Origin of the sequence: Legionella cincinnatiensis (assembly GCF_900452415.1) — a bacterium.
Classification (GTDB): Bacteria; Pseudomonadota; Gammaproteobacteria; order Legionellales; family Legionellaceae; genus Legionella; species Legionella cincinnatiensis.
On sequence record NZ_UGNX01000001.1, the window covers coordinates 3,439,324 to 3,461,759 of the forward strand.

Here is a 22,436-nt window from a genome sequence, read left to right on the forward strand (position 1 = left end):
TCTAAAATTACCGCAGAAGCACTGTTGCATGACTCAAACTTGCAATTCTCACCCCAAATGCCACCAGCAGTCCCCCCATGATTTTTACAATGTAAAATTGCAAACGATTTAAATTGGTTTTGACATATTGATGGGTCAGCATATAAGAAAGACTGGAAAACCAAATCATATGAATTAAGGCAATTTCAATTCCATAGGCCAGCTCACTCAGAATGGAATGCCCTGGTTTTACTACTAAGGTAAAAAATGCCAATAAAAACATGATTGCTTTAGGGTTTAAAAGATTACAAAAAAGTCCTTGATTAAAGGCTTGCAAATTCGTAATCCCATGATCCACATGTCCCGAATCCAGTTTCATCATTTCTCGTTTGGCGAATAGACCCTTAATGCCAATATAAATCAAATAAGCAGCGCCTAAATATTTGATAATGCTAAAAGCAAGAAGGGATTGCGAAATAACAAGAGCTAAACCCAAAATACAGTAACTTGCATGAATTATGAGACTGGTAGAAATGCCAAGAGCAGTATAAATTCCTGCTTTTCTGGAGTAAAGCAAAGCATTCTTGGTCACAAGAGCAAAATCTGGGCCTGGAGAAATTGCCGCTAACATGATGAGCAGGCTTATTGATAAAAACTCTTGCACAATATTTCTCCATAACAAATAATCAATAATTGTAACATAGATCTTATAAAGTAAAATCTTGTAGAAATTGAACACAGAATTATAGTAATCTCGAAACACAAAAAAGTGTAACAGAATTCGAGACTTAAATGATAAGATTCATAATTAAAGCAATTTTGAAAATACAAGAAGCCACAGGCTATTCCCTATGTGGATTAAAAGCAGCCTTTCAAAATGAATTTGCTTTTCGTCTTGAATTATTGGCCGCCGCCATTGCGTTACCATGCGCTTTTTTTTTAGGAAACACTGCTGTTGAACGCGCTTTATTAATTGGTACACTATTCCTTATTTTAATTGCCGAACTCTTGAATTCCGCAATAGAAACAACCCTGAATCGAATTGATCTGGCGTGGAATCCTCTCACTAAAAGAGCAAAAGACATGGGCTCAGCTGCTATTCTGATTTCAATCATTAATGCAATTATCATTTGGGCGATTATTATCTTTTCTCACTGAGAGTTGAATTTTGATGAATCCTCTTATTCCACTTATAAACTTAGATAAAAATTTACCGCAAGGATGTTCGCAAGAAAATTGGGCACTCCAAAACGTCGAATATATTGATTCATATAACCTATCTCAGCTATTGCAAAGGAATTCACTTCATAGCCTAAACCAATAAAAAATCGATTTTGATCAAAACCGCGACTATTGGTACCTACAAAATTATTTTTATGAATGAAAATCTCATCGCTAGTGACAAAAGCTAATCGATCATTATTTTTAATGGGAGCAAAAATTTTGACAAGCTCTCGGATCCGATAAGCGGTTTTAGGATTATTTTGCAGAAAACGTTGCTCTGTACGAGTTCTGCTCGTAAGTTTAAAAGATGGGTAGGACTTAACCCATAAGAGTTGCTGCCAAATTCGATTCTCCTCAAATGGACTTGAAGTATTTGGCGGTCCTGAATAGATCCAGGCATATCCAAGCCATATGCTTGTATTCTCCGTTAAGGCATAACCGAGTCCTGGTCGCAATAAAATCTGAGAATAACGACTCGAGTCAGCACCTAAACGTTGTTGCCCTTCCAACCAATAGCGTAAGTGACTAAATACCTTATCATCACTATAAAACTTACCAATAGTGGTAAGATTGAGCCAAGTTTGAAAATCACGCTCAAGGGCACACGCCGCATTTTTTGACCAACCCCAAATAACCATTAATCCTAAAAATGCTAATAATGCACTCCTTCTCGTCCTCATCCATGCCCTTAACTTTTAAAAAGGAACAAAGTTTAATATGCATTGCCAAGATTTAAAAGTACTGAGAACCATGATAATGTATGCCGCAACATTAGAACACCATTTGATATTCTTCAGCATCCTCATCCTGTGTCATTGCTAAAAACTCACTCACTTTTTTACATGCGTATTCCACTTGCTCCGATTTAGCTTTTAAATGCTCCATATGAACATTATTTAATGATTTTCCGGACCACAAAGTACTTACTGAATTTCCCATATCGCATTTATTTGAAATGATAGGATCGAAATAAAGTGGACAAAAAATGCTCATACAAAATAATTTTAATATACTGCTAATAACTTCGATAATATTTAGAGAATGGTGATCTTTAAGGTTTTCCATATCCGTTTTTAAGAGAACTTCACTTAACTCTTTGATTTGGTTTAACTTAAATTGAATTGCCCCCTCAACAGTATGGCCTTCAAATTTTTTATTGCGAATAGCATATAATTTACTCAAAAAATTTTGGCGTAACTCAATATCATTCTTTTCTGTTGGCACATCATTTGATTTAAGCCAATTTGCCTGTCTAAAGATTTGCTCATCAAGCATGGCAAAATAATAAGCAAGAATCTCATTAAAAAGTGTTTTTTCATTGAGTATTCTTTTCCATTCCAGTTCTGTAACTTCTTGATAGGCATCAATATGATTGTGTTTCAGTATTGACCGCACTGCAGCGCTTAAAATCTCATCATCAAAATGATGAGGATATTTGGACAGAATTTTTTGTGCCTTGCTGGTTACTTCTTGTGCTCTTTTATCAAAATCTCTAGCCGCTTCTGCATAGACTTCCCATAATGGCATATCACTCTCTCCAATATTTAAATCGCATTTATGATACATTTGTTTCAAATTTAATACAATTAAATCTTTCAAAGATCAATATGACAATATAACCTCTTCAGCTATCAGTTAACCTGCTGTAGCTCAAGTAAATAGAACAGCCTATAATTATTGTAAAAATTATTCGCAAATATGAACCTTATGAGATTCATTTATTTTTTATTGATTTTTATTCGGTCATCAGCATGGTTTTTTGCTAAAACAGAGAAAAATACTTTATTTAAAAGCAGGATTCGTCCTATTCCCAAAAAAATTCAACGACAAATGTGCCAATTTACTTGGCGCAAAGGTTGTCCCGTAACCATGAAGAACTTAGCTTATGTCCAGCTTTCTTATTGGGGGTTTGATAATAAAACCCATATGGGGACTTTAATTATCAACAAAGAATTAGCACATGAGATAGTTGCTATTTTTAAAGTTCTATTTAAACATAAATTCCCTATTCAAAGCATGCAACTCATGGATGTATTTCAAGGAGATGATAATGCTTCGATGGTGGCAAATAATACTTCTGCATTTAATTGCCGGCCAGTCACGAATCGTCCGGGAGAATATTCTCAACACAGTTATGGTCGCGCAATTGATATTAATCCATTGATTAATCCTTACATAAAAGGCAAAACCATTCTCCCTCCCCAAGGCATACGTTATGCAGACCGCACCCAACCCGCTCCCGGAAAAATTACCAAAGATAGTTTAGTGTATCAGCAATTTATAAAACATGGATGGGATTGGGCTGGTGATTGGCATGACCTTCAAGATTATCAGCACTTTGAAAAAAGAGCTCATGGAGAGAAACGTAATCCATATGGATTTAAGTCATTTCCAATACAATGAAAAATATTAGGAGAATGAAAAAGATGAGATTATATTTAAAATCGAATTGATTTATAAAGAAAAATAAGGCTCAATTAGCTTATTTCGATTACCTTGAACTTTTTGGGTACGATAATGAATAGTAATATCGGAAAAAAGAACTTTGCAACCAAGAAAGTTCCTTATCTTGAGATGTCCTTGAGACAAAAATTACAACAACTCAAAAAGGATAATTTTGACTTTTTAACTAGTCTCCACACCGTATCCGGTGATATCGCTCAGCTTAAGATAGGTTTTCAGAGCATCTTCTTTATCAATCACCCAGAATATGCACGACATGTCCTTCATACCCATATCACAAACTATCCAAAAGACAATTTTTATCAATTAGCGGAACACATTATTGGACAAAATATTCTCACCACCAACAATATGGCGTATTGGGGAGAACGTCGAAAAATGATTGCTGGATTATTTCAACCTCAATCTGTATCAGAAATGGGGAGTGATATTATCGCAGTGATTCATGAAGAAATACGCTCCATTAAAATCGGTCAAAATTTATGCCTTAATTCGTTGACAACATCCCTTGCCCTAAAAGTCATTACCCGATTATTATTTAGTACCGCAATTAGTGAACAAAAAATCAATCAATTATCCGAATTATTAACTTATTTTGGCGATCTTTTGGTTAAAAAAAGGCAACCCTTGTCCTTATCATTACCTATTCGTCTTAACCGCAACTTTCATAAAGCTCATAGAGAGCTAAAGACCCTTATCAAAACCATTATCAATACAGAACGCAACACGATGAAACCCGATCTCATTATGCTGCTTTCAAAACATCGCTGTCCTCATACTCAAGCCAAACTCACTGAAGAGGAATTATTTTCAGAAGCAGCCTTAATGTTATTTGCCGGCCATGAAACGACGGCCAACGCACTAAACTGGCTGTTTATTACTTTATCTAAATACCCCGATCTGCGCAAAAATTTGCGCAAAGAAATACATTCCGTTCTTAAAAATAAAATGTTAGAGGTAAACGATTTAGAACAAATGCCATTAATAAAAGCTCTAGTTATGGAAGTATTAAGATTATTTCCGTCTTTTCCGGCTGTGCCAAGATATTGCCTCAACGACGATGTGATTGATGGATATTTAATCCCAGCTCATTCCATGATTATTGTTAATATTGCCATGATTCATCGACACCCAGAGTTTTGGTCTAACCCTGAAGGCTTTGATCCATATCGCTTTATTGATCATCAATTAAAACACAAATACGCTTTTTTACCCTTTATAAATGGCCCTAGAGTATGTATTGGTAACAATTTGGCATTATTGGAGTTACAGTTAATGACCGTACTTTTTTTGCAACAATTTGATTTTAATTTAATCGCGGGACAAGATGTAAGTTCCCATTACATCATTTCGTTACGCACTCAAAAAGACATTATCATGAATGTGATAAAAGCTGAGATGTAATTGGAGTTTTCATGATTTATTCTGCTCTTAACGCTTCAAAATTAGAATCTCAGGTATTTATTCGTCAATTGACCGCTAAGGACGAAGAAGAATTTATCAAACTATTATACAAAGTTTATGGAAATAGTTATTCATATACTTTTTTATATGAGCCTGGAGGTCTTTCAACATTAATTCATGGCAATAAAATCACCTCTTATGGTGAATTCGATTCCCAAGGCCGTTTATTAGCTCATACTGCCTTTTGGCATAAAGAAAAAAATAGTGACTATGTTGAATCTGGGTGCTCTTTTAGAATCTCTGGGGGAGTCAAAAAATTCAAGTCTACTGTTACACCAAAAGCCTGGCACAATGCCCTCCAGCAGCTTGCTGCTCAATATCATTTCGTTCATCAGCATAACTCAACTTTGCACCTTTTAGCCCAGCGATATGCAACTCGATTGATGAATGCAAAATACTGCGGATTGATTCTCGGGTATGCTGAAAATGAAGCAGTTAAAGGAGTAAAATGCCCCTCGAATAAAATGCATGCATTACTCATGACTACAGTATTACAACCTCAGCAAGTTGAAAAAAAGATCTTTATACCTGCATTGTTTAAACCTTGGCTAGAAAATATTTATCAAAATTTAGGCCTGCCAAGAATGATTCATCCATTCCATTTGCATTCACAAGAAAAGTCTCCGTTTCATCTAAAAAACATGGAAACAAACCCATACATTGGCTTACAAAGACGGCTTGTGCAAAAGAGTGCTCACTTTGAGTTTCATTGTTCTCCAAGTCCGTTACGTACCGATCTGATTCATTTACCCTTAGAAGATCCTGAATTGCTTCATGGTATTTTTCCTATATTAATTCAATCAGGATATATCCCTTGCGGTTTGCGGCCACATACACATCAATCTGATGAGTTAATTTTTCAAAATGTCACAAAGTACAAACATACCCTGGTACATTTGTGTGAAGAAATTAAAATCGCAAATGCCAATACACTAAAAGAGGTTGAGCAATGGCAAAAACTTGTTCTGCAAATTATGTAGATCGGCTACTCATGAAAATTAATGGCGCCATTTGCCCCATTTGGAATAGTTTATTTTATACTGTTGAAGAAGTTCCTTGTTCAGAATCTTTTTTTTCCTGTGTGAATGCATTAATTAATGAAACACCAAGATTGCAATCCATCTGGTCCAAATCAGGTAAAGGTTGGCAGATCATTGAACCTGACTCGCAAAAAAGAGCAGATTCTTATCGGTTCGATGAGATCCCCGTAGAGAAGCAAGAACGAATCCAAACATTAATCCAAACGCCTATTGATCTTGAACACTCTTTACCTTTTCGTATTACCATAGGCAAAATATTCAATAAGGAAGGATTTAACTGGATCATTGCGTTTCAGATTCATCATGCTGCAGGTGATGGTCAATCTTTAATCCATTTTGTAGCCCGTTTTTGGGATTTATTAAACTGTAAATTAAATCAGCATTCGCCAAGCCAAAAAAACCTGTCAGCCCCCCAAATGACGGATAAAAAATTTCTCCAATATTGCCTAAAAAATAAAAAAGTATTGCCCAATCTATTTAAAGCCAAATACCGACAATTATCGAGAAGAGCCAGCCCTTTGTCTCATCAAAGCACCCAAATTGGTATGCCTTATCTTCAAAGTATACAATTTAGCCTTTCTCATTTAAAAAATTATAATTCATCCGAATTATTTTATTCTGCCATTTTAGCGGCTATTCATCGCACCGAATCCACCAAAGAGAATCGATTAATTCGTTTTCGTATCCCGGTCGATCTCAGGTCGATATGGATGGTTCCTAAAAATTCAATTGAAAACGGCTGTGCAGCAATCATGATTGAGCTTCCTCTTCAAGTAATAAAACAAATACATCAAAATAGACCAGAACACCTAGGTTTACTCGTCAGAAAGACACTCACTCACTTACTATTAAAACGAATTTACCTTTGCAATGCTTTAGAGTGCATTTTAATAAGCCACCTCTGTTCTGAAAAAAAATTAAAGAATGCAGCACGAGAAGAATTATTAGCCGATAAACGCTCCAGTACTCTGGTGATTACTCATTTTGGTGACGTAACTTCTTATCTTAAGCCACCATCTCCCATTAAGGTACTTAATCTCGAAGCACATACGCCGGTTTGGGGTTCTAATAGTTTCGTTTATGAAGAGACGCTTTACATCAATAATACCTGTTTTGACAAGATTTGGAGTCACGAACAAATGCAACACTTTTGTTTTGAAGCCAGCTCATGGCTACAATTGCAATACGGTTCATCAGAGATATCATTATGAACCAGCTCTCAATAATTCATCATCCTTATATTTATTTAGCATTTATCAGTTTCCATTTATTCAGCGGACAAGGACTAACCGGTATGTGCTATTGGTTGCGCTTTGGTAAAAGCCCTCTTATCTGTTATCAGAAAAAAAGTCATAATCGACATCATTTAATTTCTCAATGGCTCATTTTGCCTGTACTTATATGGTTTAGTTGTATTAGTTTGTATGCTCTTTCGCAAGAATTTAGAAGCAGTTGCTTTAATTGGCCTTTATCGGTAATCAGCCCACTTTATGGCTGGGGTATTGCGATTATAGGGTTAGGTGGAATGCTCGTATGCCAATATCAAATGGGCGAAGCATTTCGTGTCGGCCAAGAATCAAAAAAAGAGCAATCGCAAAATATTTTGAAAACTAAAGGATGCTTTAAATATTCAAGAAACCCAATTTATTTTTTTTCGATACTGTACTTAATTGGCGTATCGCTTTGGAGCCTCATATGGCCAGTTTGGATTGCTTTAATGACGATCATCGTTCTGATTCATTTGTTGGTTTTGGAAGAAGAACATTTTTTAACACAACGTTTTGGCGATTCCTATTTAATTTATAAAAAATCGGCTCCACGTTATATTGGTTTAATCAAAACGTAAAGGAATACTGATGAATAATAAAAGATATCCCTGGGGGATACCTCAAGCGGTGCTCCAAAGAGCCCATCAAAAATCAAGCATATACGTCATCACAAAACTCAGCCTCTTATTTTTTATCTGGTGCTTTTTAGGCTTTTGCATTCTAAAAACGCATTCTATAGGTTTAAAAATTATTCTGTGGCTTTTTTTAGGATATTTCATTAATGGATTAGTGCAATTAGTACATGACAGTTGGCACCATACTCTATTCTCTAAACGATGGCAAAATCGCCTGATTGGACATGTGCTGTCGTTTTTATTTTTTGTTTTATACCATCCTCCTAGACATGGGCACTTACTGCACCACCGTTACAATAGAACCGAACGAGACCCTGATGCTTATAATACAGGAACAAAAAGCTGGGACTTAGTGCTTTTGTATTATGGAGTCTTTTTATTTGGTGTTCCCTTAGCGATTATTCATTTTAATGTGCTTTATCCACTCCAATTTTATAAACGGCATCAATTACGAAAACATTTTCTTCAACTGAGCCTCTTGATATTAGCGCAAATCTTAGTATGGCTTCTTTTGGTTCAAAAAAATCTGACCAACTTAGCCTATCAAACATGGCTGATTCCTGTATTCTTTACTTCAATATGGAATGGAATGAAGTCTGTTGCAGACCATTTTCAAAATGATTGGCAAGGAGGTCCGCTAAAAACTGCCACCACGGTAACCAGTAACCCTCTCACTACCTTTTTCTGGAACGGATTAAATTATCATTTGGAACACCATTTATTTCCAGGAGTACCAGGGTATAATTTGCCGCAATTACATCCTCATCTCAAAGAATTATTCCAACAGAACCACTCTTCACTTTTTTCAAGTTATTACAAAATATGGTGGCATGCTTTAATTAGAGGTCCTGAAGTAGTTCATCGCGAAGGAAAATTCAACCCATTCAAATTTCAAAATGAGAATTAGCAATGACGACACGCTGGTACCATTCCATTCGTTATGAATATCAACGTTGGCCGTTATGGCGACTTGATTTAGATTTAGCCTATATTCTTAAAAGTTTGGATCATAAGTATCATCCAAATACCCTAGAAGACAAAAACCATTTTTTAGCGATGCATCAATGGCTAAAACAACATCAATGGCCCACTGTATCGGACGAACAAGCCATAACACTTTGTGCAATGGGAGATATGATGTGGATCCGTAGTGGTTGGCTCAATGCGTTATCCGCTGGAGTAAAACAACATTTAGCTCATGCAGATCTTACGCTTACAAATCTTGAAACCCCAATCGATCCTGCACGTAAAGTACCTAAGTGGGTTTATGAAACTTTTCACTATAATGCACCTAAGGATTATTTAACGAGCTGGAATGTTTTACCTTCCCACATCCAACATGTATTCTCTATTTGTAATAACCATGCACTTGATCAAAAAGAAGAAGGTCTTCAAGCCACACGAAACTCAATACTGGAACAAGGAACTCATTTCCATTGTCTTGGGGGAGTGAATCAAAATGAAGACGCTATGCTTCTCACTATCAAAGGAATAAAAATTGGTTTTATGGCGTCCACTTTCGCAATTAATCATTTAAAAACAAATCAACCCCCACCTAAAGGGGTTCCAATTCATTTATTTGGCTGTCCTCATAGAGAACCGGATTGGGTTAAAATTGCTGAACACATTCAAAAGATGAAAGCTCAAGGGGCTGAGTTTATTATTTTTTCACCTCATTGGGGCTATGAATATGAATATTGGCCTGATGCATTGCAAAGAACACATGCGTTGAAACTCATTGAACTTGGTGTTGATTTAATTTTGGGCCATTCACCCCATGTAGTACAACCGGTAGAAATGGTTTCTATCAACAAAATGGATGTCCAATGCCCTCTACAAGTAGAACGTCCCGGCGCTAAGGGATTTGGGGTTATTGCTTGGTCTTTAGGGAATTTTTTAACAATTATGCCAACTTTACCTTGTAAAACTGGCGTTATTTTTAAACTTGAGTTGGTCAAAAAAGAGCAACAAATTTTGATTAAAAAAATTGAGTTAACCCCAGTCTATACTACAAAATCAGTAGAAGCATATTGGCTGGATAGACAAGTAGTATGTCTTCATGAATTATCTGGCCCTCAAAAAGCACTTAAAACCCGAATAATACGTCATTGCCAACACATTAGCCCCTTAATGAATTTAGGAGATCCTCAATGAATAAATCCCAAAGTCAAACCATAAATTTACTAGATACTTACTGTCAAAATATGGCAGACAGCGTTATTCTTCTATTAGATAAAATTGATCTTAATAAGTATCTGAATTTTCTTGAAATGATGTACCACTACACTCGAGACAGTGGAAAAAGACTCCAGCATGCAGCAGAGCAAGCCCAGGATGAAGAAATAAAAAAAGTATTTGCTGAATTGGCACGAGAAGAACAATATCATTATCGTCTCGCTGAAGGAGATTTACAAACTTTTGGTAAACAACCTGTGCCTGAAGCTCCATCTGTTGTTTTAGAGTTTGATCAGTTTTGGATGAATATTTCTTCAGAAGAAGAATATCAATATGTCGGCGCACTATATGTGCTGGAAAATGTAGCTCGCCTGTTAAAAACTAGTGTTATGCCTCATTTTGTGCGCTTAAATATCGGGCCAGAGCAAGGTAAATTTATACTGACCCATTTAGTTGCTGATGACGATCATGGCGATCAATTACGTCTTTTATGTCACAATAATGCTGACATAGCGAAACATCAAATTGAGATGGGCGCTCAAAAAGCCAGTACTTTTTGGATTAAAATCCATCACGAGTCTTTAAATTAACGTCTCGGTTCGAGAGGAAGACTGGATCTAAATAAACTCTTTATCCATAAATAACGTTAAATTAAAGTGAGTTATAAATAATAATGTCATTAAAATCCGTCTTTAACACGATCCGTTCAGGCTGAGGGGGCGTTGACGCCGTCTCGAAGCCTTAGCACAGGACTTGAAAGTTCGTACAAAGGCTTCGAGACAACGCTATGCGTTTCCTCAGCCCGAACGGATCACAGTAAATTCACGTCCGCTTATCCCAAGCTTGCGTTAATTAATATTTTCACCAGGTATAAAGCATAGGTGAGTTATAAATAATAATGTCATTAAATCCATCTTTAACACGATCCGTTCAGGCTGAGGGAGGCGTTGACGCCGTCTCGAAGCCTTAGCACAGGACTTGAAAGTTCGTACAAAGGCTTCGAGACAACGCTATGCGTTTCCTCAGCCCGAACGGATCACAGTAAACTCACGTCCGCTTATCCCAAGCTTGCGTTAATTAATATTTTCACCAGGTATAAAGCATAGGTGAGTTATAAATAATAATGTCATTAAAATCCGTCTTTAACACGATCCGTTCGGGCTGAGGAGGCGTTAACGCCGTCTCGAAGACTTAGAAAGTTCCTACAAAGGCTTGGAGACAACGCTATGCGTTTCCTCAGCCGGAACGGATCACAGTAAATTCACGTCCGCTTATCTCAAGCTTGCGTTAACTGAATGTTTTCACCAGGTATAAAGCATAGGTGAGTTATAAATAATAATGTCATTAAAAGCCGTCTTTAACACGATCCGTTCGGGCTGAGGGGGCGTTGACGCCGTCTCGAAGCCTTAGCACAGGACTTGAAAGTTCGTACAAAGGCTTCGAGACAACGCTATGCGTTTCCTCAGCCCGAACGGATCACAGTAAACTCACGTCCGCTTATCCCAAGCTTGCGTTAATTAATATTTTCACCAGGTATAAAGCATAGGTGAGTTATAAATAATAATGTCATTAAAATCCGTCTTTAACACGATCCGTTCGGGCTGAGGAGGCGTTAACGCCGTCTCGAAGACTTAGAAAGTTCCTACAAAGGCTTGGAGACAACGCTATGCGTTTCCTCAGCCGGAACGGATCACAGTAAATTCACGTCCGCTTATCTCAAGCTTGCGTTAACTGAATGTTTTCACCAGGTATAAAGCATAGGTGAGTTATAAATAATAATGTCATTAAAAGCCGTCTTTAACACGATCCGTTCGGGCTGAGGGGGCGTTGACGCCGTCTCGAAGCCTTAGCACAGGACTTGAAAGTTCGTACAAAGGCTTCGAGACAACGCTATGCGTTTCCTCAGCCCGAACGGATCACAGTAAACTCACGTCCGCTTATCCCAAGCTTGCGTTAATTAATATTTTCACCAGGTATAAAGCATAGGTGAGTTATAAATAATAATGTCATTAAAATCCGTCTTTAACACGATCCGTTCAGGCTGAGGGGGGCGTTGACGCCGTCTCGAAGCCTTAGCACAGGACTTGAAAGTTCGTACAAAGGCTTCGAGACAACGCTATGTGTTTCCTCAGCCCGAACGGATCACAGTAAACTCACGTCCGCTTATCCCAAGCTTGCGTTAATTAATATTTTCACCAGGTATAAAGCATAAATAATAATGTCATTAAAAGCCGTCTTTAACACGATCCGTTCAGGCTGAGGGGGGCGTTGACGCCGTCTCGAAGCCTTAGCACAGGATTTGGAAAGTTCCTACAAAGGCTTCGAGACAACGCTATGTGTTTCCTCAGCCCGAACGGATCACAGTAAACTCACGTCCGCTTATCCCAAGCTTGCGTTAATTAATATTTTCACCAGGTATAAAGCATAAATAATAATGTCATTAAAAGCCGTCTTTAACACGATCCGTTCGGGCTGAGGAGGCGTTGACGCCGTCTCGAAGCCTTAGCACAGGATTTGGAAAGTTCGTACAAAGGCTTCGAGACAACGCTATGCGTTTCCTCAGCCCGAACGGATCACAGTAAATTCACGTCCGCTTATCCCAAGCTTGCGTTAATTAATATTTTCACCAGGTATAAAGCATAGGTGAGTTATAAATAATAATGTCATTAAATCCATCTTTAACACGATCCGTTCGGGCTGAGGGGGCGTTGACGCCGTCTCGAAGACTTAGCACAGGACTTGAAAGTTCCTACAAAGGCTTCGAGACAACGCTATGTGTTTCCTCAGCCCGAACGGATCACAGTAAATTCACGTCCGCTTATCTCAAGCTTACGTTAACTGAATGTTTTCACTAGGTATAAAGCACTGGACGTATAGAAACAATGTATTGTCAACAAACATTAATAAGTAAAAGAATTGGTATTCTGAATAAACTGGGTAATTTCTTCGAGCTGAGTTTTTGCCAAATACTCTTCTTGTTCTTTTTCGGGATCAATTTTGGCAAGTTTTTGATAAAGTTTCTCTATATTTTCATGACGACCTTTACCAAAAATCTTAGAGTGGCTGAAAAAATAAAATAATCCCTTTTCTGTTTTTTCTTGTCCTAGTCGTTGCAGCTGTTGTAATTGTGCTAAAGGCGAGCTTGAACCGCTTAAAATTCGGGCAATTTTTATCATTCCCGTACTGTTTGTATTGATAAATTTTTTTGTTAATTTTTCGCCATCGTAAACTTCTTTGGCATAAGTATGAAAACTATTGAGTGCCTTTTTAAACTTCAAATTCTCCTGTTCTAACCAATAAATCACCTGTTCCAAATTAGGATAAGGGCGATCAATATCATGAATATCTACGCTACGATTTTCTTTCATTAAACGTGCAGATAGTTCATAATGAGACGCTGGTAAAGTAAATTTTGCGATCGCCTTATAAATGACCATCCTTTTTAAGAGCATTCTTCGATTAAACACATCACTTCGAACGCTTTTTTCATTAAACAGATTGTCTGTAAATCTGGTTAAATGATGTTTGGTGTTCAATAAATTCAGGTATTGATGGTACACTTCGAATTCCTCAAAGCGCTTCACCAAAACCGCCCAGTTATTATTAAAAATCTTATATGCATCTAACCTAGCCGGTAGGGTTATAAGAAATTTATTGACTTGATTAATTGTAGGACGCTCTCCTGCTTTTTTACTTTGTAAACGAAACAATAGATTTTTGATATCTTTCAAAAGAAAAGGATCTACCTCAGAAACATCATAACCAGTAAATAAACCATCAAAACAAAAAGGAGCATAAGCTAATTCTGCGCGAGTATTGACTGCTTCTTTATATTTCATGATATGTGTAGCACCAAATATTTCGCCCAGTATTGCTGCTAAAGCATACATATCGGATTGATAAGTGCTTCTGTCATACATAAGAACTTCTGGAGCCATATAGCAAGGCGTTCCCGAAGAGTTGAAATTGTTTTTCGAGTCTGCATCTTCAGCCAAACCAAAATCGATAAAAATTATAAGGAATTGCTCTTTGCCAAGATTTTTATAGCAAATATTTGCCGGTTTAAGATCGCGATGTACTACCCCATTTTGTTGCAATAATAGCATCTCACTTGCAATTCGAGCGGCAACTTGCAGTCGATAATAAAATGAATATTTATTGTTCGGAGTAAAGGGCAACAATTTATCCAGACTAATGCCACAATCCTCAACAACAGTAATGACTTTATCTCCAGCACCAATAACTGCTGCAACTTTTACGCCATGGTTTTTTTGTTTTAGTGCTTCTTTTGCAGCTCTTTGCAAAAGCTGTTTGTAAGGTAGCGCATCATTAGGTTTTTGTATTTTAACTACATCATTTACGGGAATAACTTGGGCTTGATAACGCTTTTTATTAGGATCACAAGTGACCATGATTTTATATTTTGATCCATTGACAGTACCGAAGCCGCCTTTGCCTCGAGTTGAATTATCAAGGATATGCCATTGATTTTTACCTGATAAAACTAAATTATGACTCAATGAAAATTTGGGTGAATTAAATGGACTAAATTTTGATAACTTTTTTGAAATTAAATAATCTTCTCGTGAATAAAGAAACTTTACCTCTTCTTTTTGCTTAAATAAAAATTTAGCAACTTCTTCACTTAGAAAAAATGTACCTTTTTGATCGCGCAACATTATATCAAAATCAACATGCTTCATACGATTTCCACAAAACTGAAATCAAAAATTGGCGCTATAGTAACAGTTTCGGTTATTAAAATTCATTAAGGGCGAAAAAAAACTTCAATCCACTTACGAGAATGCTTGATTCAGGTTAATATAGATTCTTTTCATAGTAGTTGTTCCTTAAACCGAACATGTCAAAATCAATAAATCATACAAAACGTATCTCCTGCGTCGTTCCAGTTTTTAATGAGGAAGCCGGAATTGCTGAGTTTATTACTGCCCTGACTGATACCCTAAAAAAATTAGGTTATGCTTATGAAATACTCCTTGTGGATGATGGCAGTAAAGACAACACACCAATAATTATTCAGCAGTTAAGAGCTCATTTCGCTCTGCGCTGTATTCGTTTTAGCCGTAATTTTGGTAAAGAAAACGCCATAAGCGCAGGTCTTGACCATGCACAAGGAGATGCTGTTATTTTGCTCGATGCCGATTTCCAACATCCTCTTGAACTCTTAAGTGAATTCATTGCTAAATGGGAAGAAGGTTATGATATGGTGTATGCTGTTCGCAAAAACCGTACGCATGAGTCTTGGTTAAAGAGAACTTGCGCCAAAGCATTTTACCAATTTACTTCACGAATCAACCGAATTAATATCCCCGCAAATGCGGGCGATTTTAGACTTCTCGATCGAAAAATAGTAAAGGCATTGCAAAAATTACCTGAACGTAATCGCTTTATGAAAGGTTTATACAGTTGGGTTGGGTTTAAACAAATCGCTATTTCTTTCGAAGTGCAGCCACGGAAAACAGGTAACTCGCAATGGAACTTCTATTCGCTATTGGATTTAGCGATTACTGGAATTACATCATTTACTGCATTCCCACTACGTATGATTGCTATAGGTGGAATTAGCGTTGCCACACTCGCAATACTCTATGGCATCTGGATTATACTCAGCACCTTAATTTTCGGTAAAGAAACACCAGGATGGGCTACTATTGTCACTACCATTAGCTTCTTTGGTGGGTTGCAGCTCTTTGCTTTAGGAGTGGTAGGTGAATATATAGGGCGTGTCTTTGATGAGGTCAAACACAGACCTCACTATATTATTGATGAGGAATCAAGTTTTGACGACAACATCTCTTAGTTTAAGGCACAGGCTGATTTATTTTTTTGGAATTGGTGGAACAGCTGCATTAGTCCATCTCTGCACTGTATTTATTTTGGTTAATTTCTTGTACACCCCAGCACTAATCGCCAATATATTTGCCTTTTTAATAGCCTTTAATGTCAGTTTTTTAGGACATAAATATTTCACTTTTTCCCATTTACATGACGAGAAAAGATTAAGTTTGCCCCATTTTTTCCTAGTCGCATCTTCTGCGGGAGTCATCAATGAACTACTTTTCTTTTTGCTTCTAGAGTACACTACACTCAATTATCTCTTGGCTTTAATCCTAGTATTGGGATTGGTTTCTGTTTATAGCTTTATTATTTCGCGCACCTGGGCTTGTCGTTAGAGCAGTGAATATCTCGCGTCGCCAGAGGGAGCTTCAGGCAAGAGCCGAGCTATTACCTTCTATTGTTAAAATGTGAACCACTAATCACTTCAACAACTTCACGAATAATAAGCCGACCACTGGCCATTTCCTTGAGTTTAGGTAATACCGATTCTGCTTTTTCAAGGGTATCAACGAAATGTACGATTAAAGGAAGCTTGCTTCCAATGTCAACCAATGATGTAGATACAATAGGAGCCTTAAAAGTAAATCCAGCAACCCCACGCAACACCGTTCCACCTGCAACCCCATTTTCATCAAGCATATTTAATAATTCAAGATGTAAGGGACGATGCTGCCATTTATCTCCTTCATTAATATAGACAGAAACTTTTACATGGTTCATATTAAATTACCCGTGCGAGCACTATGCCTGCAATTACTGCAAGTAAAGAAAAAAGATTATTGCAAATAAAATTTAGTGCAGCAAGTGCATAATCACTTTGTTCTATAAGTCGATACGTTTCATAACTGAAACTGGAAAACGTTGTATAAGCACCGCAAAATCCAACAGCAACAAATGATCTCCATCTTGGATCAACTTCTACACGCTCCAAAGTCCAAACAAGAAAAAAACCGAGAATAAAACTACCGGTAAGATTAACGAGAAAAGTTCCATAGGGGATATCTGCTGACAAATACTTAATAGAAAAACGATTCACTAAATAACGTAAGTTAGCACCAATAACTGCTCCACAAGAGATCCAAAAAATATCATTCAAGGACTTCTCCTTTCGTTAATCCAGATTACCTACCTAAATGATAATACATACAAAAAACGGAAGCTAATCTTCTTAATATTGATATGCAAGGCGAACGTGATATTCATCGCAATCGCTTAAAAAATCATCACTTAAAAAATAATTCAGCTCCTTAAAACGGGCAGGAGCAATAGTGTCTGTAGTATTTATTCCATCCCCTGGATGGCACATAATTAGCGTATTTTCCTTTGCGAAACATAACCATTTCCTAAATAAATCTCGATAATTCGCATGGGCCGCAAAATCATAAATGCCTGAAAAGTAACGATTATGAGGTATATTGAGTTTGATTAATTGTTGAGCTAAAGCTTTACCTCCAGTTAAATGAAGCACTTTTGCTTTTAACCGATATTGAGGCAAATTAATGGATGGCCATACGGAACGAATAGAGGTTCCATTGTCTTTTAATCGTTGCTCATAAAGATCCAAAATAACTTTTCTTATCACCGGAAATTGATGTATATGTTGATGACCGTCAATAAAATCAGGTAACCGTTGCATGATTCCTGTAAATTGCTCCAATTGCGCTAAAAACTCTTGGGCAATAAAAGATAACTTCACGGAATGCATATGCGATTTAATTAATAACTCGCTCAGACTAAAACATTTTTTTTGTGGATGAACGATTAAATCACCCTCGGTTAGATTAAAATGTAAACCAATCTTAACCTGATCTTTTAAGGCGAGTAACTGTTGCCCATAAGAAACAAAATCAGGCATATTGGTCATACAGCTTACCGCCGATAGGCGTTTTTTGCGCACTAATTTTAAAATTCCTTCTGAGACTCCAGAATTCAAACCAAAATCATCCGCACACAACACCACGGTTTTCGATTCAATCACGATGAATTACCAAATTATTGCAATGTATACGTATCATATATCATTTCTGCTTTAAAGGAGGGATAAATTGGCTTTTAAATCAGGCTATTTCAGATTGCTCTTTAGGGACAAAAAAACGAGCTCCAAGTGTACTAATACATAAACCACCTATCACCAATAATCCGGCAGCTAACTTCCAAAGTTGAAATGGCTCTCCCAACACCACAACAGAACTTAAAATTGCAACAATAGGAACCAACAAAGTAAATGGCGCAACCATACCTACTGGATAACGAGCAATTAACCAATTCCATACCCCATAACCTATCCAAGTTGAAGCAAAAACTATATAAAATAATGACACTGTTCCACGCCAACTTAGATTTTCATAGGTATAAGCAAAACTGGAGGATCCTTCAAATATCCAAGAAAGAAGGAACATAGGAATACAAGCAATAAAACTACCCCATGCAATAATAGCCATCATATGATTACTGTTTCCTTTAATTTTTTTAGTAATGAGATTACCAATCCCCCAAGTTGCTGCAGCTGCAAGAATACACAGAAATCCGACTACAGACATATCACTATCAAAATGCATAGCTACCAACCCAATACCTGTAAAAGCAACTAATGCGCCTATAATCTGGGCTGTATTTGGCTGCTCCCCTAAAAAAATTATTGCAAAAAACATACTGAAAAAAACCTGAGTTTGCATGAGTAAAGATGCCATTCCTGCGGGCATACCTACATTCATTCCAATAAATAGAAATGAAAATTGTAACGCAAACATAATAAAACCATATAAGGCAATCATTTTAAAGGAAGAATTAGGTAATTTGACAAAAAATATAGCAGGAACACTCGACAATAAAAAACGTAAGGCACAGAGCAACAAAGGTGAAATTTCTTCAAGTCCAAAGGAAACAAAGAGAAAATTTACCCCCCAAATTAAAACGACTAAGAGAGCTAATAACAGATGAGTAAGAGGCATCATCATGCTCCTCAATAAAATCAATATTTTAGTCTATAAGCTGCAATAAAGCCATTAATATAGGATGATTTTTGCTCATAATTATGTTCAAAAAAAGTAAATATAGCACATTATTGGAAAATCAATTCTGAGGTAATTACAGGTTGATCCCTAAGGTGTGTTAACACGCCCTAATATGATGGATCCAGAAAAATTTGTAGAAATTTAATTTCTATTTTCTTTTCGGCACGTTACAATTAACTTTTTAGTAAGGGCCGTTGACAATTCGTCTTCCAAGACCTTCCCTTCTTTTACAGCTATATCTTTATACTTTTACGGCCAAAAATAATGAAAAAAATTGTTCTTGCTACCAGCAACTCCGGTAAAATTAAAGAGTTAAATGCTTTATTAAATCCTATTGAATGTATTCCTCAAACCACTTTAGGAATTTCAGATGCTGTAGAAAACGGCTTAAGCTTCATAGAAAATGCCTTAATCAAAGCACGCCATGCCAGCTTGTATGCAAATGAACCTGCTTTAGCGGATGATTCAGGTTTAGTAGTACCTGCTTTAAATGGAGCTCCTGGCATTTATTCTGCTCGCTATGCCGGCAACCATGCAACCGATGTTGAAAACATTAATCTTTTATTAGAAAACATGCTTCAGCTAACTAATGAACAGCGAGAAGCATGGTTTTATTGTGCGATTGCTTTAGTCCAACAGGCAAAAGATCCCACACCAATCATCGCAACTGGAATTTGTAAGGGATTTATTCATGATATACCCACTGGTGATGGTGGTTTTGGCTATGATCCCATATTTTATCTTCCTGAATATCAATGCACGATGGCACAATTACCTGCTAAACTTAAAAATAATATCAGTCATCGTGCACAAGCTTTGAAACAATTGCGTAACTATATTCAAAATTTATAATAAACACGTATCTGTTCAGAAAGTATATTTGAATCTTGATGAAAGGTTGATTAAGCTCAGATTCGTGAAAATAATACTGATTAAAATCAGTATTAGAGATTCCGAAGATTGTTTTCACGCAAGATGTGCGTATTACCAACCTTTCGGCGAATGGGGCGTGAACATACATGAATACAGAAGCACTTTTTGCGCAAGCATACAAATTTCAATATGAAGGACAACTCCCTCAAGCCATTAGTCTTTATGAACAAATATTGGCTCACGAACCTGGCCATCTGAATAGCTTGCATTTTTTAGGGCTTATTTATGCTCAATTAGGTGACATGGATAATGCTATTCTCTACTTATTACAGGCCCTTTCAATCAGTCCCAATGATATCAGTTTGCTCAATAATCTAGCTAATGCCTATAAAAAAACACATCTATTGGATAAAGCTATTGAATATTATCAGCGTGCAATACAACTCGATCCAGAATATGCACAAGCTCACAACAATCTGGCAACAGTTTATGCAATGCAAAATAACTATTCAAAAGCATTATTTCACTATACCAAAGCAGTTCATGCTGAACCCGATTTTAGTGCCGCACACTTTAATTTAGGCTTATTATTACTTCAAAATAATCAATTAGAAGCAGCAAAAACTCAATTCAATAATGTCATCTCTTTAAATCCGTCACACACAGACGCTCTTTTCTATTTAGGAGTCCTGCACTTAGAAAAAAATGCTCTATCTGAAGCAGAAAATGCTTTTCAAAATGTACTGAAACAAGATGATAAACAAATAGAAGCACTTTCGAATTTGGGAGTAATCGCGTTAAAAAGAAAACAAAATCAATTAGCAGTTGATTTTTTCAGTAGAGCATTAGCTCTAGACAACGACAATACCGAAGCGCGTAATAATCTGGCAGCAACATTCATGCATCACGATCGTTTTGAAAATGCACTAATGCATTATGATGTTTTATTGCAAAAGGATCCTGATAATCTCGAATATTTATATAATTCAGGTGTGGCCCAAATGGCCTTAGGACATTTGAATGAAGCAATTCTTCATTTTGAACATATTATTCAGTTAGAAAACAAGCATGCGTCTACTTTAAATAACTTGGCCGCAATTTATATTAAAATGGATCAAAAAGAAAAAGCACAAGAATATTTAGAACGCGCTCTAGAGATTAATCCTAAAGATACAATTAGCGCCCATATGCTCCATGCCATCAAAGGAAATGAATATGCCCAAACTACCCCTGAGTATGCTCATAACTTATTCAATAATTACGCACTTTATTACGATCAACATATGAAAGGCACACTGCATTACTCCATACCTCAACATATTGCTCGTGTAATTCACCAGTTGGAATTACCAATCAATACTCATACCTTAGACCTTGGATGCGGAACTGGGTTAACTGGTATTGTGCTTCGCGAAATGAGCAAATATTTAGTTGGTGTCGATATTGCGGCAAAAATGCTGGCTCAGGCTAAAGAAAAAGAAATTTATGATAATTTATTCGAGTCAGAAATAAATCAATTTCTTCTGCAAAACAAAAACTCTTATGATTTAATTGTAGCTGCTGACGTCCTCCCTTATTTTGGTGAGCTTGATGCCTTATTTCATTCCATTCATTTACACCTAAAACGCCAAGGTTATTTTATTTTTACTGCAGAAATCAGCACATCCACTCCTTGGCATCTCGAAACAAGTGCTCGCTTTAGTCATCATCCGGATTATATTAGCCAATTAGCCGAACAACATGACTTTCAGTTGATAAGACAGGAAAAAATTCCGGCGCGAAAACAAAATAATCAGCTTCTTGAAGTCATGCTTTATATTTTAAAAAATGTGACATGGTTAAACTGAACCCTCTTCATTTTTCAATGTAATGATTGAATGTAGCACGTTTTTTAGAAACGTATTCTGCTTTTAATTGCAAAAACAGACTCACACCGTGATTAATACGGTATCAAAAATTGTGAATTATTTGCAAAATAATAAAAATGCTGTAACAAATTTAAAAACTGACCACATGAATGAATATCAAATTAAATGGTATGTTTTTATGGGAATTTTCTTGTTGTTTTTAGGACGCTGCTTAGACTTCGCCATCGTAAATTTGACCCTTATCACGCATAAATCTGATATCATCTTAGTGGTTATTCCAATATACGTTATCTTATTAGCTTTTTTTGTAGGAAAACCCATTGAGCGTTTAGGACTCTTACATATCACTTTATTTGGCGTGGTTTTAACCTGTTTTTCAGTGTTCTTGCAAATATTTTATTTCAATAATATGTCAATCACTCAGATAGTATTTTCATTTATCTGTCTTAGCTGTATGTGGAGCTTAGGAAGTACTTTGTCCGTGATCGTCAATAATTTTGAGCAATCACGAGTAAGTTGGCTCTAATCTCAGTAAATTTATGTACATAATTTGATCATTGCTTTATAATGAAAA

At 36.6% G+C, this 22,436-nt stretch carries 22 protein-coding genes; 14 read left to right on the plus strand and 8 right to left on the minus strand.

Annotation, left to right across the window (positions count from 1 at the left end; genetic code table 11):
* Window positions 1-7: 7 nt before the first annotated feature.
* Window positions 8-643, minus strand: a complete 636-nt coding sequence (locus DYH34_RS15190) for a LysE family transporter (RefSeq protein ID WP_058464926.1) — start codon at window positions 641-643, stop codon at window positions 8-10.
* 128 nt (window positions 644-771) lie between these two features.
* Between DYH34_RS15190 and DYH34_RS15195 the strand changes: the two genes are divergently transcribed.
* Window positions 772-1,137, plus strand: coding sequence for a diacylglycerol kinase (locus DYH34_RS15195; protein ID WP_058464925.1), 366 nt, complete (start codon window positions 772-774; stop codon window positions 1,135-1,137).
* 32 nt (window positions 1,138-1,169) lie between these two features.
* Here the strand turns inward: DYH34_RS15195 and DYH34_RS15200 are convergent, their stop codons facing one another.
* Together DYH34_RS15200 and DYH34_RS15205 are read right to left on the minus strand one after the other, a co-directional pair.
* The gene (locus DYH34_RS15200; protein ID WP_058464924.1) at window positions 1,170-1,883 is read right to left on the minus strand and encodes a DUF2490 domain-containing protein; all 714 of its coding nucleotides are present in this window, start codon (window positions 1,881-1,883) and stop codon (window positions 1,170-1,172) included.
* A gap of 91 nt (window positions 1,884-1,974) precedes the next feature.
* Complete coding sequence (locus DYH34_RS15205) at window positions 1,975-2,730, minus strand: hypothetical protein (protein WP_115342634.1); 756 nt, start codon at window positions 2,728-2,730, stop codon at window positions 1,975-1,977.
* A 180-nt stretch (window positions 2,731-2,910) separates the two neighbouring features.
* On the opposite strand from DYH34_RS15205, the gene DYH34_RS15210 reads away from it, so the two are divergent.
* The 8 genes from DYH34_RS15210 (at window position 2,911) to DYH34_RS15245 (ending at window position 10,838) form a co-directional block, all read left to right on the plus strand.
* Window positions 2,911-3,606, plus strand: a complete 696-nt coding sequence (locus DYH34_RS15210) for a M15 family metallopeptidase (RefSeq protein ID WP_058464922.1) — start codon at window positions 2,911-2,913, stop codon at window positions 3,604-3,606.
* Between the two features lie 114 nt (window positions 3,607-3,720).
* Window positions 3,721-5,070 carry a cytochrome P450 gene (locus DYH34_RS15215; RefSeq protein ID WP_058464921.1) on the plus strand — a complete coding sequence of 450 codons (1,350 nt, stop codon included), beginning with the start codon at window positions 3,721-3,723 and terminating at the stop codon, window positions 5,068-5,070.
* Window positions 5,071-5,081: 11 nt separating this feature from the next.
* A complete protein-coding gene (locus DYH34_RS15220) occupies window positions 5,082-6,110 on the plus strand; it encodes a hypothetical protein (protein ID WP_058464920.1) in 1,029 nt (342 codons plus the stop codon).
* Window positions 6,080-7,381, plus strand: coding sequence for a hypothetical protein (locus DYH34_RS15225; RefSeq protein WP_058464919.1), 1,302 nt, complete (start codon window positions 6,080-6,082; stop codon window positions 7,379-7,381). Before DYH34_RS15220 ends, DYH34_RS15225 begins: the two co-directional genes overlap by 31 nt.
* Window positions 7,378-8,016 (plus strand): methyltransferase family protein, encoded by a 639-nt coding sequence (locus tag DYH34_RS15230; RefSeq protein ID WP_058464918.1) that lies wholly within the window; start codon window positions 7,378-7,380, stop codon window positions 8,014-8,016. Before DYH34_RS15225 ends, DYH34_RS15230 begins: the two co-directional genes overlap by 4 nt.
* A gap of 10 nt (window positions 8,017-8,026) precedes the next feature.
* The gene (locus DYH34_RS15235) at window positions 8,027-8,980 is read left to right on the plus strand and encodes a fatty acid desaturase family protein (RefSeq protein WP_058464917.1); all 954 of its coding nucleotides are present in this window, start codon (window positions 8,027-8,029) and stop codon (window positions 8,978-8,980) included.
* 2 nt (window positions 8,981-8,982) lie between these two features.
* Window positions 8,983-10,227 (plus strand): CapA family protein, encoded by a 1,245-nt coding sequence (locus DYH34_RS15240; protein ID WP_058464916.1) that lies wholly within the window; start codon window positions 8,983-8,985, stop codon window positions 10,225-10,227.
* Window positions 10,224-10,838 (plus strand): iron-containing redox enzyme family protein, encoded by a 615-nt coding sequence (locus DYH34_RS15245; protein WP_058464915.1) that lies wholly within the window; start codon window positions 10,224-10,226, stop codon window positions 10,836-10,838. Before DYH34_RS15240 ends, DYH34_RS15245 begins: the two co-directional genes overlap by 4 nt.
* 2,310 nt (window positions 10,839-13,148) lie before the next feature.
* Here DYH34_RS15245 and DYH34_RS15250 read toward each other — a convergent pair.
* Window positions 13,149-14,951 carry a protein kinase domain-containing protein gene (locus DYH34_RS15250; RefSeq protein ID WP_058466485.1) on the minus strand — a complete coding sequence of 601 codons (1,803 nt, stop codon included), beginning with the start codon at window positions 14,949-14,951 and terminating at the stop codon, window positions 13,149-13,151.
* Between the two features lie 158 nt (window positions 14,952-15,109).
* Between DYH34_RS15250 and DYH34_RS15255 the strand changes: the two genes are divergently transcribed.
* Together DYH34_RS15255 and DYH34_RS15260 are read left to right on the plus strand one after the other, a co-directional pair.
* Window positions 15,110-16,069, plus strand: a complete 960-nt coding sequence (locus DYH34_RS15255; protein ID WP_058466486.1) for a glycosyltransferase family 2 protein — start codon at window positions 15,110-15,112, stop codon at window positions 16,067-16,069.
* Window positions 16,035-16,442, plus strand: coding sequence for a GtrA family protein (locus DYH34_RS15260; protein WP_083502825.1), 408 nt, complete (start codon window positions 16,035-16,037; stop codon window positions 16,440-16,442). The genes DYH34_RS15255 and DYH34_RS15260 overlap by 35 nt, the downstream gene beginning before the upstream one ends.
* A gap of 52 nt (window positions 16,443-16,494) precedes the next feature.
* On the opposite strand, the gene DYH34_RS15265 is transcribed toward DYH34_RS15260, so the two are convergent.
* The 4 genes from DYH34_RS15265 to DYH34_RS15280 form a co-directional block, all read right to left on the minus strand.
* The gene (locus DYH34_RS15265; RefSeq protein ID WP_058466488.1) at window positions 16,495-16,827 is read right to left on the minus strand and encodes a DUF190 domain-containing protein; all 333 of its coding nucleotides are present in this window, start codon (window positions 16,825-16,827) and stop codon (window positions 16,495-16,497) included.
* Between the two features lies 1 nt (window position 16,828).
* Entirely contained in the window at window positions 16,829-17,203 is a 375-nt protein-coding gene (gene crcB, locus DYH34_RS15270; RefSeq protein WP_058466489.1) for a fluoride efflux transporter CrcB, read from the minus strand.
* Window positions 17,204-17,275: 72 nt separating this feature from the next.
* Window positions 17,276-18,085: a ChbG/HpnK family deacetylase gene (locus tag DYH34_RS15275; protein ID WP_058466490.1), complete on the minus strand. Its 810-nt coding sequence runs from the start codon at window positions 18,083-18,085 to the stop codon at window positions 17,276-17,278.
* Between the two features lie 79 nt (window positions 18,086-18,164).
* On the minus strand, window positions 18,165-19,058 hold the full coding sequence (locus DYH34_RS15280; protein ID WP_058466491.1) for an EamA family transporter: 894 nt from the start codon (window positions 19,056-19,058) through the stop codon (window positions 18,165-18,167).
* 327 nt (window positions 19,059-19,385) lie between these two features.
* Here DYH34_RS15280 and rdgB point away from each other — a divergent pair, with 327 nt between their 5' ends.
* The 3 genes from rdgB (at window position 19,386) to DYH34_RS15295 (ending at window position 22,388) form a co-directional block, all read left to right on the plus strand.
* Window positions 19,386-19,973, plus strand: coding sequence for an RdgB/HAM1 family non-canonical purine NTP pyrophosphatase (gene rdgB / locus DYH34_RS15285; RefSeq protein WP_058466492.1), 588 nt, complete (start codon window positions 19,386-19,388; stop codon window positions 19,971-19,973).
* A 167-nt stretch (window positions 19,974-20,140) separates the two neighbouring features.
* Window positions 20,141-21,841 carry a tetratricopeptide repeat protein gene (locus DYH34_RS15290; RefSeq protein ID WP_058466493.1) on the plus strand — a complete coding sequence of 567 codons (1,701 nt, stop codon included), beginning with the start codon at window positions 20,141-20,143 and terminating at the stop codon, window positions 21,839-21,841.
* A gap of 88 nt (window positions 21,842-21,929) precedes the next feature.
* Window positions 21,930-22,388: a hypothetical protein gene (locus DYH34_RS15295; protein ID WP_238589586.1), complete on the plus strand. Its 459-nt coding sequence runs from the start codon at window positions 21,930-21,932 to the stop codon at window positions 22,386-22,388.
* The last annotated feature ends 48 nt before the right edge of the window (window positions 22,389-22,436 follow it).

Bases quoted from the DNA above. Each gene is read 5' to 3' on its own strand.
- DYH34_RS15220 (WP_058464920.1), top strand. From the start codon at position 5,082: ATGATTTATTCTGCTCTTAACGCTTCAAAATTAGAATCTCAGGTATTT.
- DYH34_RS15255 (WP_058466486.1), top strand. From the start codon at position 15,110: ATGTCAAAATCAATAAATCATACAAAACGTATCTCCTGCGTCGTTCCA.
- DYH34_RS15290 (WP_058466493.1), top strand. From the start codon at position 20,141: ATGAATACAGAAGCACTTTTTGCGCAAGCATACAAATTTCAATATGAA.
- DYH34_RS15250 (WP_058466485.1), bottom strand. From the start codon at position 14,951: ATGAAGCATGTTGATTTTGATATAATGTTGCGCGATCAAAAAGGTACA.
- DYH34_RS15240 (WP_058464916.1), top strand. From the start codon at position 8,983: ATGACGACACGCTGGTACCATTCCATTCGTTATGAATATCAACGTTGG.
- DYH34_RS15210 (WP_058464922.1), top strand. From the start codon at position 2,911: ATGAGATTCATTTATTTTTTATTGATTTTTATTCGGTCATCAGCATGG.
- DYH34_RS15215 (WP_058464921.1), top strand. From the start codon at position 3,721: ATGAATAGTAATATCGGAAAAAAGAACTTTGCAACCAAGAAAGTTCCT.
- DYH34_RS15200 (WP_058464924.1), bottom strand. From the start codon at position 1,883: ATGAGGACGAGAAGGAGTGCATTATTAGCATTTTTAGGATTAATGGTT.
- DYH34_RS15205 (WP_115342634.1), bottom strand. From the start codon at position 2,730: ATGCCATTATGGGAAGTCTATGCAGAAGCGGCTAGAGATTTTGATAAA.
- DYH34_RS15245 (WP_058464915.1), top strand. From the start codon at position 10,224: ATGAATAAATCCCAAAGTCAAACCATAAATTTACTAGATACTTACTGT.
- DYH34_RS15195 (WP_058464925.1), top strand. From the start codon at position 772: ATGATAAGATTCATAATTAAAGCAATTTTGAAAATACAAGAAGCCACA.
- DYH34_RS15235 (WP_058464917.1), top strand. From the start codon at position 8,027: ATGAATAATAAAAGATATCCCTGGGGGATACCTCAAGCGGTGCTCCAA.
- rdgB (WP_058466492.1), top strand. From the start codon at position 19,386: ATGAAAAAAATTGTTCTTGCTACCAGCAACTCCGGTAAAATTAAAGAG.
- DYH34_RS15230 (WP_058464918.1), top strand. From the start codon at position 7,378: ATGAACCAGCTCTCAATAATTCATCATCCTTATATTTATTTAGCATTT.
- DYH34_RS15265 (WP_058466488.1), bottom strand. From the start codon at position 16,827: ATGAACCATGTAAAAGTTTCTGTCTATATTAATGAAGGAGATAAATGG.
- DYH34_RS15280 (WP_058466491.1), bottom strand. From the start codon at position 19,058: ATGCCTCTTACTCATCTGTTATTAGCTCTCTTAGTCGTTTTAATTTGG.
- DYH34_RS15225 (WP_058464919.1), top strand. From the start codon at position 6,080: ATGGCAAAAACTTGTTCTGCAAATTATGTAGATCGGCTACTCATGAAA.
- DYH34_RS15260 (WP_083502825.1), top strand. From the start codon at position 16,035: ATGAGGAATCAAGTTTTGACGACAACATCTCTTAGTTTAAGGCACAGG.